This is a genomic window from Marivita sp. (genome assembly GCF_965656765.1).
In the GTDB taxonomy this organism is placed as follows: domain Bacteria; phylum Pseudomonadota; class Alphaproteobacteria; order Rhodobacterales; family Rhodobacteraceae; genus Marivita.
This window is the reverse complement of sequence record NZ_CBFHLV010000075.1, coordinates 1-13,585: the sequence shown is the minus strand read 5'-3', so window position 1 is coordinate 13,585 and position 13,585 is coordinate 1. Positions and strand designations below refer to the sequence as shown.

Sequence of the window (13,585 nt, the reverse complement as noted above, 5' to 3'; positions counted from 1 at the left end):
GACGTCGATCAGGCCGCTTATGAGGCGATGGTTGACGAGGCTCAGGCGGTGTACAATCAGACCAAGGAAACGTTCAAGAACGAACCTGGTCCTGTCGACGACGCAGCCAAGCTGCTGTCAGACATGGTTGCGGTTGGCGGTCATATCGGGCTTTCTCCGAAACAGCCTTCGCTCTAGAGCCACCCGTTTCCAGAACACAAGCCTCGCAGCAATGCGGGGCTTTTTTCGTTTTTTCTCTGCTCGCCTTGCGGTAGTAGGTGCAGACTTCATGAGGCGATGGGATGCAAATCATCAACAGTTCACGCGTTGGGATCGCCCAAGGATCAGTCGATCTTTTCTCGGATTTCGAGGAAGGCGGCGATATGTGGACGGGCGCAGGATCGCGTACGCGCCAACAGTTTGTAGCTTTTGACCACGCTTTTGCTGCGCCGCCGATGGTGCATGTCTCTCTGACACTTTGGGATATGGACAGCGCTTACAATGTGCGTGCGGACCTCTCGGCCGAGAACGTAACTGCAACTGGGTTCGAAGCGGTGTTCCGTACTTGGCTGGACACTCGCGTGGCCCGCGTCAGAATTTCGTGGATCGCTATGGGCGCCGTTGAATATGAAGACGATTGGGACGTGCCGTAAAAGCTGTTTTCCCCAAAGCCACTTCGCTGGTTAAGGCAGCACCAACTGCCGAACTTGCGCCATAATACTGCGGTGGCATTCCAATGCAGTCGCCCCGTCAAAAATCGCTGCCCGCGTGCCCCAAGTGTAAATGGCCCAGATCGATTTGGCAGTCATCTCTGGATCGAGTGACAACCTGAATTCCTTGGTGTCACAGCCTAGCCGAATAATTGCAGCCATCGCCTCTTTGAAATTGGCTCGTACGGTTTGGTTGTCGTGTTCAGTCTCGATGGGCCAAACCCACGAATATGACTGCATCACCGCCAACAGACGGGTGTCTTCAGTATCACCATCAAGCCAAGAGAACAGAATGTTCTCGAGTTGCTTTAACGCCGGATCGCCGGACGACGAGGTGTCAACGGTGTCCACATATTGAAGCGCGTTGTTGTTGCGAATGATCTCGTACAACAGGCCAGGTTTGCCGCCGAAATATACGTTGATCATGCCGTGAGTGACCCCGGCCTCGTGCGCAATTTCGGTTACGGACACAGAATCGTAGTCCCGCTCCGCAAAAAGCCGACGCGCAGCATTTAACAGTCGTGCGCGGGTTTCCTCGCGCCTAATGTCCTTGGCGGTGCGCCGTTGATGCTGTTGTTCGGGGTTCTTGGTCACGCACTCTGGATAGCAAGTGGTGGGTGCCAGTCAATTATAATGTTGGGAATAAAATCATTAACAATGTCATTGACTAATTTCATGACAATGTAAGTAACAATGTCAGCGAGTGGGAATGCAACACTGGTCTATCTTGCTAAAACTGCTTCTGGTCTGGGTCAGCCCCCACTCTCTCCAGTCCAGAAGCAGACTTTTCCCGTTAGAAAAGAAAAAAGGCCGAACATCGCTGTTCGACCCTTACATCCACTTTCCAGTGGTTCCGCTAAACGATCAGACCTCAGAGAATGCCTTCATAAATTGGCCCAAGCGTATCAGTCTCAAAAAGCGAAGACACCGACGTTCCGTTCCAGATGTTCAGGATCGCTTGGGCAAACATAGGTGCCGTTGGTACGATGCGAATGTTCTTCGCGCCAGCGACGGCTTCGGTTGCCTGAATGGAATCGGTGATCACCAGAGACTTCATCACCGAATTGGTGATCCGTTCGACTGCAGGGCCTGACAGAACGCCGTGGGTGATGTAGGAGTGTACCTCTGTCGCCCCTTGTTCCATCAGAACCTCGGCGGCTTTGCACAGCGTTCCAGCCGTGTCGCAAATATCGTCAACGATGATGCACTTCTTGCTGGTCACATCGCCGATCACTGTCATCTCTGCAATCTCACCTGGTTTTTCGCGCCGTTTGTCAACGATTGACAGCGGTGCGTTGATCCGCTTCGCCAATTCACGTGCGCGTGCCACACCGCCCACATCAGGGGAAACGACCATCACATCTGACGTATCACCTTTGAACTGTTCCAGAATATCCAGTGCAAAGATCGGTGACGCATAAAGGTTGTCTACAGGAATGTCGAAAAAGCCCTGAATCTGTGCCGCGTGCAGATCCATTGTAAGAACCCGTTCGATCCCTGCCTCAGTGATCATGTTCGACACCAGTTTGGCGGTTATGGGCGTGCGCGCTTTAGAACGGCGATCCTGACGGGCATACCCGAAATAAGGGATGACAGCTGTGATGCGTGCTGCTGATGACCGGCGCAACGCGTCGGACATAATGAGCAATTCCATCAGGTTGTCGTTTGCAGGATTCGATGTGGGCTGGATGATGAACATATCCTCGCCGCGGACGTTCTCGTAGACCTCGACAAAGATCTCCTGATCGTTGAACCGTTCGACGCGTGCGTCGACAAGGCCCACATTCATACCGCGATACATGGTCATGCGCCGGGCGATGCCTTTGGCCAATGGCATGTTCGCATTGCCTGAGATGAGTTTCGGTTCAACAATGCTAGGCATGAGGGCAGGCTCCGTAGGGCAGTCGGTTATGACAGATTCGTGACGTTGCGCTCGCCTTAGCATGGGCCTACCGTCGCGCAAAGCAACACACGCCCGGAGGGACCAAATGGCCCACATTGATTACTTTTTCTCAACACTGTCGCCGTATGCCTACCTCGCGGGCATCCGCATGGAAGAGGTTGCGGCGAAACATCGGGCTACGATCACCTACAAGCCGCTTGATGTGGTGACGTTGTTCGGCCGCACCGGGGGCACGCCGCCCAAAGACCGGCATCCAAGCCGTCAGGAATTGCGCGCTCAGGAATTGACACGTCAGGCTAAAAAGCTGGGTATGCCGCTGAACCTACAGCCTGCATTTTGGCCCACAAATGGCGCGCCGTCGTCATATGCGATCATTGCTGCACAGAATGCTGGAGGTGGGGACTTGGGCAAGCTGGTGCATGGTTTCCTAAGCGCCGTCTGGGCCGAGGAAAAAGACATCTCGCAAGACGATGTGGTGCGGGCGATGCTGACCGATGCCGGGTTTGACGCTGCCTTAGCAGACAGCGGTCTGCTCACCGGCGCAGAAACCTATGCGGCCAACCTCGAAGAGGCCGTGTCGCGCGGGGTATTTGGCGCGCCGTTCTACATCACCGACAGTGGTCAGCGGTTCTGGGGACAGGACCGGATCGGCGATCTAGACCTTCATCTTTCTGGCGACCTTTGATGCGCGATGATCAACGCGGGGGTGCCTCGGTTTATGTCCGAGGCTTCGGATCGGGGCCAAACCGGGCGCTTCTTTTGCATTGCGCCCTGGCCCATTCAAAAGTCTGGGCACCACTGGCCGCTGAGCTGTCTGATCAACTGACGATGGTTGCTCCTGACATGCCGGGTCACGGGCGCAGTGCGGCGTTCGATGGGACGCACGATCTGCATGATGAGGCCACCGGGAATGCCGCAGCGAACCTCGATACGGGCGCACACGTCATCGGCCATAGCTTCGGGGCTACTGTGGCACTGCGGCTGGCGATGGAGTGCCCCGCGAAAGTTCAAAGCCTGACATTGATCGAACCCGTGCTTTTCGCGGCGGCCGCGGAAAGCGATTCCGAAGCATTTGCGACGTATGTTGCTGCGTCCCAAGGGTTTGGGAATGCTTTGCGAGAAGGTGACTGGGCCGTTGCTGCCGCCAAATTCATTTCGATATGGGGCGATGGACGCCCTTGGGAGGCGCTGTCTGAGAAAGAGCGCAATTTGTTTGCGCAGCAAATGCCGTTCATTCTTGAAACAGAACCGTGCCTTCTTGAGGATGCAAACCGTCTGCTTGCTGCGGGTCGGCTGGAAGGCATCACGTGTCCCACGCAGCTTATTCGCGGGGCTAACAGCGAACCGGTGATTGCCGCGATCCACGCGACACTGGCAAGCCGTATACCTAACGCAAAGGACATCGTGATTTCTGGCGCGGGTCACATGGTGCCGATCACGCATCCAGAGCCTGTGGCTGAACAGATCCGCAGTTTGCTGCAGCTCGCCGCGGCCTGACCCCTTGCAAGACTGAGTGCGGTGGGCCATCTACGCCCTGATACGACCGCAGCGGTGACAGGAGACACAGATGATTGAACTTGGACAAGGCCCGGCACAGGCAGACCTGATTAAGGACGTGTCGCAAGAGTCTTTCATGGCCGACGTGGTCGAAGGCAGCATGGAAACGCCGGTTATCGTCGATTTCTGGGCACCGTGGTGTGGGCCCTGCAAAACGCTGGGTCCCATGCTCGAAGCCGAAGTCACCGCTGCACGTGGTGCCGTGAAAATGGCGAAAGTGAACGTGGATGAGGCGGAAGCGCTGGTGCAGGCGCTTGCCCAACAAGGTCTGCCGATTCAGTCGATCCCAACCGTTGTCGCCTTTGTCCAAGGGCGTCCTGTCGACATGTTCCAAGGCGCACAGCCCGCATCCGAGGTCAAAGCCTTCGTTGAACGCACCGTCAAGGCGGGTGGCGGAGATGCAAGTGGCGGTCTGGACGAAGCTGTCGAAGCGGCGGAAGAAATGCTTGAGGCGGGTGCTGCCGTTGACGCGATGCAAACGTTTTCAGCCGTGCTCGAAGAAGACCCGAACAATGCGCGTTCTTATGCCGGTCTGGTGCGCTGTGCGCTCGCCGTAGACGATCTTGAACAGGCCGAGGCCATTCTTAATGGTGCACCCGCCGAGATTGCAGTGACCGCCGAATTGGAAGCCGTGCGCGCTCAGATCGAGCTTGCGAAACAGGCCAGCAATTCCGGCCCTGTGGCTGAGCTTGAGGCGGCTGTAGCCGCAAACCCCGATGACCATCAGGCGCGCTTTGATCTTGCCCAAGCACTCTATGCCAGTGGCGACGGACAGGCAGCGGTCGACCATTTGCTGGAGCTTTTCCGCCGTGATCGCGAATGGAATGATCAGGCGGCAAAAACTCAATTGATGACGATCTTTGAAGCGCTGAAACCAAATGATCCGGTGGCTCTTAATGGGCGTCGTCGTTTGAGTTCAATGATATTTGCCTGATCGTCTGGTCAGGCTACGTCCCTCGTCATGACAAGAGTCACTGAACTTCCGGGGTCGATCCCCATGTTTCCGTTGCCCGGGGCGCTTTTGCTGCCACGGGCACGGTTGCCGTTGCATCTTTTCGAGCCACGTTATTTGCAAATGCTTGAAGATGCTATGAAAACCCCTCAGCGTTTGATCGGAATGGCGCAGCCGAACGCCCGCCCGAATGGCGACAAAGACGCACTGCATCGGATTGGATGCGCAGGCCGGCTGACCCAGTTTTCCGAGACCGAAGACGGGCGGTACATGATCACCCTAACGGGCATCTCGCGGTTTCGCATTGGCGACGAGATTGAGGGCTTTACCCCCTATCGGAAGTTCGAAGTGAACTGGGATGGTTTCGACCGGGATCAGGGTGGGCCGGAACATGACCGGGGATTTGATCGCGACAGTTTCATGAACCTGCTTGATCGGTATTTTGCCGCGCAGGATTTGTCGGCGGATTGGGCCACGCTCAAAGATGCGGACGATGAGCTGTTGATCAATTCTCTGTCGATGCTTCTGGATTTTGAACCCGAGGAAAAACAGGCCTTGCTCGAGGCCCCATCGCTGTCCACACGCCGCGAAACGCTTGTGACATTGATTGAATACGCCCTGCGTGGCGGTCAGGCCGAGGATATTCTACAATGACCGAAACGCCGGGATTTGATCGAAAGATGCTTGAGGCCTTAGTCTGTCCACAGACCCAAGGTCGGTTAGAATATGATGCTGCAAAGCAAGAATTGCTGAGCCGGTCCGCCCATCTGGCCTACCCGATCCGCGATGGCATCCCGATCATGCTGATCAGCGAAGCCCGCGATATCGACTGACAGCTGCTTTCCCTGAATTGACAGGCCTTCTACCCTGCGCTACCTCGCCGTTCTTTCAGACACTCAAGAGGCAGTATGGGACGCAAACGCAAAGGGCGCGACATTTCCGGTTGGTTGGTCGTAGACAAGCCTGCGGGCCTGACCTCGACTGCGGTGGTCAATAAGGTTCGCTGGGCGTTAGACGCCAAAAAGGCGGGTCATGCCGGAACACTTGATCCCGATGCGACTGGCGTGTTGGCGGTGGCCCTGGGCGAGGCGACCAAAACCGTGCCCTACATCACGGACGCCTTGAAAGCATACGAATTCACCGTACGGTTCGGACAGGCGACCCGTACGGATGATGCTGAAGGTGAGGTCTTCGCAAGCTCTGAACTGCGGCCCACGGATGATCAGGTCAAAGAGGCTTTGCACCAGTTTGTTGGTGACATCATGCAGGTGCCCCCACAGTTTTCGGCCGTAAAGATTGATGGCGAACGTGCATATAAACGCGCCCGCGACGGCGAAGACATGGATATCGCCGCGCGCCCGTTGTTTGTTGATGAATTGACACTTCTGGATAGGCCAGACCCTGATCATGCCGTGTTGATGCTGGTCTGCGGCAAAGGCGGCTACGTCCGCTCTATTGCGCGCGACCTTGGTGAGGCGCTTGGTTGTTTGGGGCATGTCTTGCGCCTACGACGTGTGTGGTCCGGTCCGTTTGACGCAGAAGACGGTCTGAGTCTTGAACAGGTCGACGCGATGGCGCGGACACCGGAATTGGACAGTCATCTTAAGCCGTTGGAGCAAGGGCTGGCAGAGTTACCTGAACTGACCTGTACGCCAGAAGCGGCGGTCAAGCTGCGCAACGGCAATCCGGCGATGGCGATCGCATCTGGTGTCGAATATGGCGACGAATGCTGGGTGTCCTGCGATGGCGCGCCAATTGCTGTCGGGCGCTACAAATCTGGCGAAGTGCATCCGACGCGGGTGTTTGTCACGGTATGACGGACCTGCCTTTGAAGCTTCAAAAGGCTTTGGTCTATCGGGCACACGAAGCAGGCGGCTGTCTGTCCCGGGTATGGTATTCGCGCTGTGACCAGTATCGATATGGTCTTTCCCGCGTCTGGACGCCGGACGCACCGGCACTGTTGTTCATCATGCTGAATCCATCGACTGCGGATGAACATCGCAATGATCCAACCGTCGCTCGTTGCGAAACGCGTGCGCGATCGATGGGATACGGTGGCGTGATGATTGCGAACATCTTTGCCTTCCGAGCCACCCGGCCGCAGGATTTGAAACTGGCGGATGCCCCGATAGGCGATGCAAATGAAGCGGTTCTGGCCATTTGGACACAGCGCGCAGGCATGACAATCGCGGCTTGGGGGGTGCATGGCGGGCATCGAAACCAGGCAGCAAATGTCGCCCAATCGCTCAAAGGGCCGCTTTTTCATCTGGGCCTGACCAAAGACGGACATCCGCGTCACCCGCTTTATGTGTCCTTCGCGACAGCCCCTGTAGAATGGCAGATCGAAGACCGGTATCCGCCGGTGTGATCTTTCCAATTTGAACTGATTTCTACGGTCGAGGCGTACAGTAAACAACGTTTGGTTTACCATTGGGGGCTAGCGTGAGCAGACATTGCCTATTCCGCAGGTCGTTATATTGCTTTTCACATTCTGCTTTATTGGTCTGATTGGGATATCGCTCTTGACGTTTGTGCGGCCAAGACAATCAGGGCAGGCAAGATATGTCCAACCACCTGTCGATTGGCCGGATATCCCGATCGACAATTTGAGTGTGTTCCGGCGAAACGGTTTGATCAATCAAACCTTTGACAATGCGTCGCCGGCGGTGCGTGTCGCGTCATTTCAGGCGGCACAGGACATCTTGCTGTCCAAGGTTGAACCGTCGACAAGTGACCCGCCGAAAATCGGATTGCATTTGTCTGATGATGACCCTGATTGGACAGATGTGATGCTGAATGGTGTGCTGGTGGTCCAAGTGCCCACTACCGAATTGCTTGCCCGTAGCAGATAAGACGTCACATCGCTGTATGGCCATAGCGCCAAAGGGCTTTTCAAAACTCACGGTATCGCCTATACGCCCGCATCCGCACGTGGTGCGGAGATTCTCCATGGGCCCTGCTGGACGACATCCCGGCTTGTGCCATCCACACTAACCTTCGAAAGGAGACCCCGATGTCGATCACTGTTGAAGAAAAGAACCGCCTGATCAAGGAATTCGCGACGAAAGAAGGCGACACTGGTTCGCCCGAAGTTCAGGTTGCTATTCTGACCAGCCGCATCTCGACCCTGACTGAGCACTTCAAGACTCACAAGAAAGACAACCACTCCCGTCGTGGTTTGCTCAAACTTGTGGCTCAGCGTCGTAAGCTCTTGGATTATACCAAAGCCAAAGACGAAGCGCGCTATCAGGACCTGATCAAGCGTCTGGGCATTCGCCGCTAAGGCTTGCCGACACACGGTTTCGAAGGGGCTCGCTTTGCGGGCCCTTTTTTGTTTTGAGAAGCGGCGATTCGAGGCACTGAGCCGCACAAACGAATGGTTTCCTTTGATCAGGATTTCATGTAAGGCGCATGCATCTGAGACGTGACGCTTTGACCCCGGCGCATGACATGGATGAAGGGGTCGGCGGCAATGGGGCCGCCATGCAAACGGGAGACCCGGAGGGCCGGGAGTGCTCCCATACAGGAAACGATGATGTTCAACATTTCGACGAAAAGCATGCAGTGGGGCGAAGAAACGCTCACACTGGAAACGGGCAAGGTTGCCCGTCAGGCCGATGGCAGCGTGATTGCGACCCTCGGTGAGACCTCGGTCATGGCCAACGTGACGTTCGCCAAGCAGCCGAAACCCGGTCAGGATTTCTTTCCGCTGACCGTCCACTATCAGGAAAAATACTATGCCGCCGGTAAAGTGCCGGGTGGCTTCTTCAAGCGCGAGGCGCGTCCGACCGAGAAAGAGACGCTGACCGCGCGTCTGATCGACCGTCCGATCCGTCCGCTGTTCGTGCCGGGCTTTAAGAACGAAGTTCTGGTGATGTGCACCGTGTTGTCTCACGATCTGGTCAATGACCCCGACATCGTGGCGATGATCGCGGCCTCTGCCGCGCTGACCATCTCTGGCGCGCCGTTCATGGGCCCGATCGCTGGCTGCCGTGTGGGCTATGTCGATGGCGAATATATCCTCAATCCCGAAGTTGAAGATATGGACCAGCTTCGCAACAACCCCGAGCAGCGGCTCGATCTGGTTGTGGCAGGCACCAAAGACGCCGTTATGATGGTAGAGTCCGAAGCCTATGAGCTGACCGAGGACGAAATGCTGGGCGCTGTGACCTTTGCGCATGAGCAAATCCAGCCTGTGGTCGACCTGATCATTGATCTCGCGGAATCCGCAGCGAAAGAGCCGTTCGATTTCCAGCCGCCAGAATACTCTGATCTCTATGCCGCTGTGAAAGCCGCTGGTGAAGACAAGATCCGCGCGGCTTACGCGATCAGCGACAAGCAAGAGCGGACAACCGCTTTGTCCGATGCAAAATCGGCGATCAAAGTCGCGCTGACCGAAGAGCAGCTTGAAGACGCGAATCTTGGATCCGCGATGAAAAAGCTCGAAGCGTCGATCCTGCGCGGTGACGTTGTCAAAACCGGTAAGCGGATCGACGGTCGTGCGCTGGATACAGTACGCCCGATCGTTTGCGAAACCGGTCTTCTGCCCCGTACGCACGGCTCGGCGCTTTTCACCCGTGGTGAAACGCAGGGCTTGGTTGTGACCACGCTGGGCACTGGCGACGACGAGCAGATCATCGATGCGTTGCACGGCAACTACCGCTCCAACTTCCTGCTGCACTACAACTTCCCACCGTACTCGGTTGGTGAAGCTGGGCGCGTGGGCCCTCCCGGACGTCGTGAGATTGGTCACGGGAAACTGGCGTGGCGTGCGCTTCAGGCGGTTCTGCCAGCGGCCACCGACTTTCCGTACACCGTGCGTGTCGTGTCCGAGATCACGGAATCCAACGGCTCGTCTTCCATGGCGTCAGTCTGTGGTGGTTCGCTGTCCATGATGGACGCAGGCGTTCCGCTTAAGTCCGCTGTGGCCGGTGTCGCGATGGGCCTGATCCTTGAAGAGGATGGCTCCTACGCGGTTCTGACCGACATTCTGGGTGACGAAGATCATCTTGGTGATATGGACTTCAAAGTGGCGGGTACCGAGAACGGGATCACGTCGTTGCAGATGGACATCAAGGTCGCAGGCATCACGCCCGAGATCATGAAGAAGGCCCTCGCGCAGGCGAAAGATGGCCGGATGCATATCCTTGGCGAGATGAACAAAGCCCTGACCGGGGCTGCGGAATTCAGCGTTCACGCACCGCGCATCGAAACCATGCAAATCCCGACCGACAAGATCCGTGAAGTGATCGGCTCTGGCGGCAAGGTCATTCGCGAGATCGTCGAAGTGTCTGGCGCAAAGGTTGATATCAACGACGAAGGCATCATCAAGATCGCCAGCCCGAACGGTGAAGCCATCCAAAAGGCTTACGACATGATCCATTCGATCGTGGCAGAGCCGGAAGAGGGCCAGGTCTACAAAGGCAAGGTCGTGAAGATCGTCGATTTCGGCGCCTTTGTGAACTTCTTCGGCAAGCGTGACGGCCTTGTGCATGTCAGCCAGATCGAAAATCGGCGCCTGAACCATCCTTCGGATGTGCTCAAGGAAGGTCAGGAAGTGTTCGTGAAGCTTCTGGGCTTTGACGACCGTGGCAAGGTTCGTCTTGCGATGAAGATGGTCGATCAGGAGACCGGCGAAGAAGTTGCGCCTGAAGCCAAGAAAGAAGATGCCGACTGATCAGTCGCTTCTCTCAAGTGTCAGAGGCGCCCCATGTGGGGCGCCTTTTTTCGTTAGTACACCGCGCTAGCTTACACGCATGCGTATAATAACACTGTTTTTCACACTGACACTGGCGGGGCATGCGATGGCGGAAACGGTTTTTGAAGACTTTTCCAACGAAGCTGGTTCACGGTGGGACTATGTGGCCGATCGTGTGATGGGCGGAGTGTCGGAAGGCCGGGCTGAAATCATTGGAAAAGGGCCGGATGCCCTATTGCGCCTGACAGGTACCGTCAGCACAGAAAACAACGGCGGTTTCCTTCAGGTTCGGCAAAGGTTTTCTGACCCGTGGCCAGCAAACGCAACGGGCCTCAAAGTTCGTGTTAGGGGAAACGGACAGTCCTACTATGTCTTTCTGAAAACCCCGGACCTGTCACGCGTCTGGTATTCCTATCGCGCGCCTTTTGTTGCATCGGACGTTTGGAGCGAGGTGACGTTGCCATTCGATGACTTCCGGCCATCGCATGACGGGATGCCGGAATCCTTTACTGTTGCGGACGTTAACAGCATCGCAATCGTTGCCTATGGTGCCGACTACTCAGCGGATGTGACGTTGGATTGGATCAAGCTCTACTGAAAAAAAAGACCCCGGATGAAATCCGGGGCCAAGTCCAACAGGGAGGTGCATATGATGACCCGCATATGCGACGGGAACTGTCATGACTTAGATAAAAGATGCTTAGCGTATGCTTCTTTGATCTGAATCAAAATAGACTAAGGTCTTAAGATACCAATCCAGAACTTAAGATGCCAATCGGTAGCCTCCTGACTCTGTAACCAGTAAACGCGCGTTCGACGGATCTGGTTCGATTTTTTGTCTCAGACGGTAGATGTGCGTCTCAAGGGTGTGGGTCGTCACGCCTGCGTTGTAACCCCAAACTTCGTGCAGCAGCGTATCACGAGCGACCACGCCGTCGGTTGAACGGTAGAGGAACTTGAGGATATTCGTCTCTTTCTCGGTCAGACGAATTTTCTTTTCATCTTCGGTGACCAATAGCTTCATCGACGGTTTGAACGTGTACGGCCCAAGCGTAAATACAGCGTCTTCGGATTGTTCGTGCTGGCGAAGCTGCGCGCGGATACGAGCAAGCAATACCGGGAATTTGAAGGGTTTCGTGACGTAGTCATTCGCGCCCGCATCAAGGCCAAGTATGGTGTCCGCGTCCGAGTCGTGGCCAGTGAGCATAAGAACCGGTGCTTTGACACCTTGCTTGCGCATCAAGCGACACAGTTCGCGGCCATCTGTGTCGGGCAGGCCAACATCAAGGATGATCAGATCGTAAAGCTGTTCCTTCACGCGCCCCATTGCGGCGGTTCCGCAGTCGGCCTCGAACACTTCAAAGTCTTCTGTCATCACAAGTTGCTCGGCCAAAGCCTCGCGCAGATCGTCATCGTCGTCGACCAGAAGTATATTCTTAAGCTGTGCCATCGTGTTGTCTCTCCGTCGGTTTCAAGACAGATGGGCAAGACGTTGCGTGCGGGCAAGAATTGCTGCAAGTGTTTCACGGCCTCGTGTATGCAGGGGCCAAATGTTTCATAAATCGGGGTCTTTTGTTGCAGTCGACCCCATTAGGATAGCTTCGGTTTCATGACACTTGCCCCTGACATCACCGATCTTCTGGCGCGAGCGCGGGCCGATTTGCGCATGGGCGTGCCGATTGTCTTGGGGACAGACCATGGACTGTTGGTGTTGGCGGTCGAAGCTGTAAGTGCCGAACGTCTGACCGATGTGCTTGCGTTGGGTGATGATGTCGACCTCGTTCTAACTGGTCGCCGAGCTGCAACGCTCAAGGCGCGAGCCTATGATGGCGATGTCGCACGCGTTGCGCTTCCCAAAGATGCAACGCTTCGCTGGGTGCAAGCGTTGGCCGATCCGGCAGATGATCTGTCTCATCCGATGAAAGGCCCGCTGGTCACCCGTCGCGAGGGCGATCCGACGCTCCATCGCAGGGCCGTGACCCTTGCCAAGTCTGCAAGGTTGTTGCCAGCCGTTGTCACGGTTCCATTGGATGACCCAGAAAGATTTGCCATAACCCATTCGTTGACCCGGCTTGATCCCGCCGCCGTTGCGCCGCGTCTGGGGGCATCGGTGATCTTTGATAGCGTCGTATCCGCCAGAGTCCCGCTGCGTTCGGCGCAAAATGCAAGGCTGCATGTGTTTCGACCAGAGGACGGATCGGAAGAGCATTACGCCATCGAAATTGGTCGCCCTGATCGCGATGCGCCCGTCTTGGCCCGGCTGCATTCAGCCTGTTTCACTGGCGATCTTCTTGGCAGCCTGAAATGTGATTGTGGTCCGCAGTTGAACAGCGCGTTGGCAGCGATGGGGGCCGCTGGAGAGGGCGTGTTGCTTTATCTGAACCAAGAGGGCCGAGGCATCGGCCTAGCCAACAAGATGCGCGCCTATGCGCTACAGGACCAGGGTTTCGACACGGTCGAGGCCAATCACCGGCTTGGGTTTGAAGATGACGAGCGTGATTTCCGAATCGGTGCCGAGTTGCTCCGCAAGCTGGGGTTTGGTGCAGTTCGATTGATGACGAACAATCCCGCCAAGATCGACATGATGGAAAAACACGATATCGCGGTGGCGGAACGGGTTCCGCTGATTGTCGGTGAAAACCCGCACAACACCGCATATCTGGCAACCAAGGCCCGCAAATCGGGGCATATGCTATGAGCGCGCTGGACATGGTGCTTACCCGACGGGGAGTACGCTTTATGGGGCGTACCTGGCCGTGCACGATTGGCCGTGGCGGTGTGCGAGC

At 56.2% G+C, this 13,585-nt stretch carries 16 protein-coding genes and 1 pseudogene; 14 read left to right on the top strand and 3 right to left on the bottom strand.

Going from position 1 to position 13,585, the window contains the following annotated elements:
• Together atpC and ACTG4M_RS15430 are read left to right on the top strand one after the other, a co-directional pair.
• A pseudogene (gene atpC, locus ACTG4M_RS15435) lies at nt 1-177 on the top strand (F0F1 ATP synthase subunit epsilon); the annotation flags it as partial.
• A gap of 104 nt (nt 178-281) precedes the next feature.
• Nucleotides 282-632: an H-type lectin domain-containing protein gene (locus ACTG4M_RS15430; RefSeq protein WP_439124557.1), complete on the top strand. Its 351-nt coding sequence runs from the start codon at nt 282-284 to the stop codon at nt 630-632.
• Between the two features lie 30 nt (nt 633-662).
• Here ACTG4M_RS15430 and ACTG4M_RS15425 read toward each other — a convergent pair whose 3' ends face one another.
• Together ACTG4M_RS15425 and ACTG4M_RS15420 are read right to left on the bottom strand one after the other, a co-directional pair.
• Entirely contained in the window at nt 663-1,283 is a 621-nt protein-coding gene (locus ACTG4M_RS15425) for a TetR/AcrR family transcriptional regulator (protein ID WP_439124556.1), read from the bottom strand.
• Nucleotides 1,284-1,560: 277 nt separating this feature from the next.
• Nucleotides 1,561-2,571 (bottom strand): ribose-phosphate pyrophosphokinase, encoded by a 1,011-nt coding sequence (locus ACTG4M_RS15420; protein ID WP_439124555.1) that lies wholly within the window; start codon nt 2,569-2,571, stop codon nt 1,561-1,563.
• A 106-nt stretch (nt 2,572-2,677) separates the two neighbouring features.
• Between ACTG4M_RS15420 and ACTG4M_RS15415 the strand changes: the two genes are divergently transcribed.
• The 11 genes from ACTG4M_RS15415 (at nt 2,678) to ACTG4M_RS15365 (ending at nt 11,397) form a co-directional block, all read left to right on the top strand.
• Nucleotides 2,678-3,277 carry a 2-hydroxychromene-2-carboxylate isomerase gene (locus ACTG4M_RS15415; RefSeq protein ID WP_439124554.1) on the top strand — a complete coding sequence of 200 codons (600 nt, stop codon included), beginning with the start codon at nt 2,678-2,680 and terminating at the stop codon, nt 3,275-3,277.
• Nucleotides 3,277-4,089, top strand: a complete 813-nt coding sequence (locus tag ACTG4M_RS15410; RefSeq protein ID WP_439124553.1) for an alpha/beta fold hydrolase — start codon at nt 3,277-3,279, stop codon at nt 4,087-4,089. Before ACTG4M_RS15415 ends, ACTG4M_RS15410 begins: the two co-directional genes overlap by 1 nt.
• Nucleotides 4,090-4,159: 70 nt before the next feature.
• The gene (locus tag ACTG4M_RS15405) at nt 4,160-5,083 is read left to right on the top strand and encodes a tetratricopeptide repeat protein (RefSeq protein ID WP_439124552.1); all 924 of its coding nucleotides are present in this window, start codon (nt 4,160-4,162) and stop codon (nt 5,081-5,083) included.
• Between the two features lie 27 nt (nt 5,084-5,110).
• Nucleotides 5,111-5,755: an LON peptidase substrate-binding domain-containing protein gene (locus tag ACTG4M_RS15400; RefSeq protein ID WP_439124551.1), complete on the top strand. Its 645-nt coding sequence runs from the start codon at nt 5,111-5,113 to the stop codon at nt 5,753-5,755.
• Nucleotides 5,752-5,934: a Trm112 family protein gene (locus ACTG4M_RS15395; RefSeq protein ID WP_439124550.1), complete on the top strand. Its 183-nt coding sequence runs from the start codon at nt 5,752-5,754 to the stop codon at nt 5,932-5,934. The genes ACTG4M_RS15400 and ACTG4M_RS15395 overlap by 4 nt, the downstream gene beginning before the upstream one ends.
• A gap of 75 nt (nt 5,935-6,009) precedes the next feature.
• Nucleotides 6,010-6,918: a tRNA pseudouridine(55) synthase TruB gene (truB, locus tag ACTG4M_RS15390; protein ID WP_439124549.1), complete on the top strand. Its 909-nt coding sequence runs from the start codon at nt 6,010-6,012 to the stop codon at nt 6,916-6,918.
• Nucleotides 6,915-7,469: a DUF1643 domain-containing protein gene (locus ACTG4M_RS15385; protein ID WP_439124548.1), complete on the top strand. Its 555-nt coding sequence runs from the start codon at nt 6,915-6,917 to the stop codon at nt 7,467-7,469. The genes truB and ACTG4M_RS15385 overlap by 4 nt, the downstream gene beginning before the upstream one ends.
• Before the next feature lie 298 nt (nt 7,470-7,767).
• On the top strand, nt 7,768-7,953 hold the full coding sequence (locus ACTG4M_RS15380) for a hypothetical protein (protein ID WP_439124547.1): 186 nt from the start codon (nt 7,768-7,770) through the stop codon (nt 7,951-7,953).
• A gap of 161 nt (nt 7,954-8,114) precedes the next feature.
• A complete protein-coding gene (gene rpsO, locus ACTG4M_RS15375; protein WP_292060911.1) occupies nt 8,115-8,384 on the top strand; it encodes a 30S ribosomal protein S15 in 270 nt (89 codons plus the stop codon).
• A 252-nt stretch (nt 8,385-8,636) separates the two neighbouring features.
• The gene (pnp, locus tag ACTG4M_RS15370; protein ID WP_439124546.1) at nt 8,637-10,778 is read left to right on the top strand and encodes a polyribonucleotide nucleotidyltransferase; all 2,142 of its coding nucleotides are present in this window, start codon (nt 8,637-8,639) and stop codon (nt 10,776-10,778) included.
• A gap of 79 nt (nt 10,779-10,857) precedes the next feature.
• Nucleotides 10,858-11,397 (top strand): CIA30 family protein, encoded by a 540-nt coding sequence (locus ACTG4M_RS15365; protein ID WP_439124545.1) that lies wholly within the window; start codon nt 10,858-10,860, stop codon nt 11,395-11,397.
• A gap of 165 nt (nt 11,398-11,562) precedes the next feature.
• On the opposite strand, the gene ACTG4M_RS15360 is transcribed toward ACTG4M_RS15365, so the two are convergent.
• Nucleotides 11,563-12,249: a response regulator transcription factor gene (locus ACTG4M_RS15360; protein ID WP_439124544.1), complete on the bottom strand. Its 687-nt coding sequence runs from the start codon at nt 12,247-12,249 to the stop codon at nt 11,563-11,565.
• A gap of 159 nt (nt 12,250-12,408) precedes the next feature.
• On the opposite strand from ACTG4M_RS15360, the gene ribA reads away from it, so the two are divergent.
• Nucleotides 12,409-13,497 (top strand): GTP cyclohydrolase II, encoded by a 1,089-nt coding sequence (gene ribA / locus ACTG4M_RS15355; protein ID WP_439124543.1) that lies wholly within the window; start codon nt 12,409-12,411, stop codon nt 13,495-13,497.
• The last annotated feature ends 88 nt before the right edge of the window (nt 13,498-13,585 follow it).

Bases quoted from the DNA above. Each gene is read 5' to 3' on its own strand.
- ACTG4M_RS15430 (WP_439124557.1), top strand. From the start codon at position 282: ATGCAAATCATCAACAGTTCACGCGTTGGGATCGCCCAAGGATCAGTC.
- ACTG4M_RS15360 (WP_439124544.1), bottom strand. From the start codon at position 12,249: ATGGCACAGCTTAAGAATATACTTCTGGTCGACGACGATGACGATCTG.
- ACTG4M_RS15385 (WP_439124548.1), top strand. From the start codon at position 6,915: ATGACGGACCTGCCTTTGAAGCTTCAAAAGGCTTTGGTCTATCGGGCA.
- ACTG4M_RS15415 (WP_439124554.1), top strand. From the start codon at position 2,678: ATGGCCCACATTGATTACTTTTTCTCAACACTGTCGCCGTATGCCTAC.
- rpsO (WP_292060911.1), top strand. From the start codon at position 8,115: ATGTCGATCACTGTTGAAGAAAAGAACCGCCTGATCAAGGAATTCGCG.
- ACTG4M_RS15395 (WP_439124550.1), top strand. From the start codon at position 5,752: ATGACCGAAACGCCGGGATTTGATCGAAAGATGCTTGAGGCCTTAGTC.
- pnp (WP_439124546.1), top strand. From the start codon at position 8,637: ATGTTCAACATTTCGACGAAAAGCATGCAGTGGGGCGAAGAAACGCTC.
- truB (WP_439124549.1), top strand. From the start codon at position 6,010: ATGGGACGCAAACGCAAAGGGCGCGACATTTCCGGTTGGTTGGTCGTA.
- ribA (WP_439124543.1), top strand. From the start codon at position 12,409: ATGACACTTGCCCCTGACATCACCGATCTTCTGGCGCGAGCGCGGGCC.
- ACTG4M_RS15405 (WP_439124552.1), top strand. From the start codon at position 4,160: ATGATTGAACTTGGACAAGGCCCGGCACAGGCAGACCTGATTAAGGAC.
- ACTG4M_RS15400 (WP_439124551.1), top strand. From the start codon at position 5,111: ATGACAAGAGTCACTGAACTTCCGGGGTCGATCCCCATGTTTCCGTTG.
- ACTG4M_RS15365 (WP_439124545.1), top strand. From the start codon at position 10,858: ATGCGTATAATAACACTGTTTTTCACACTGACACTGGCGGGGCATGCG.
- ACTG4M_RS15420 (WP_439124555.1), bottom strand. From the start codon at position 2,571: ATGCCTAGCATTGTTGAACCGAAACTCATCTCAGGCAATGCGAACATG.
- ACTG4M_RS15410 (WP_439124553.1), top strand. From the start codon at position 3,277: ATGCGCGATGATCAACGCGGGGGTGCCTCGGTTTATGTCCGAGGCTTC.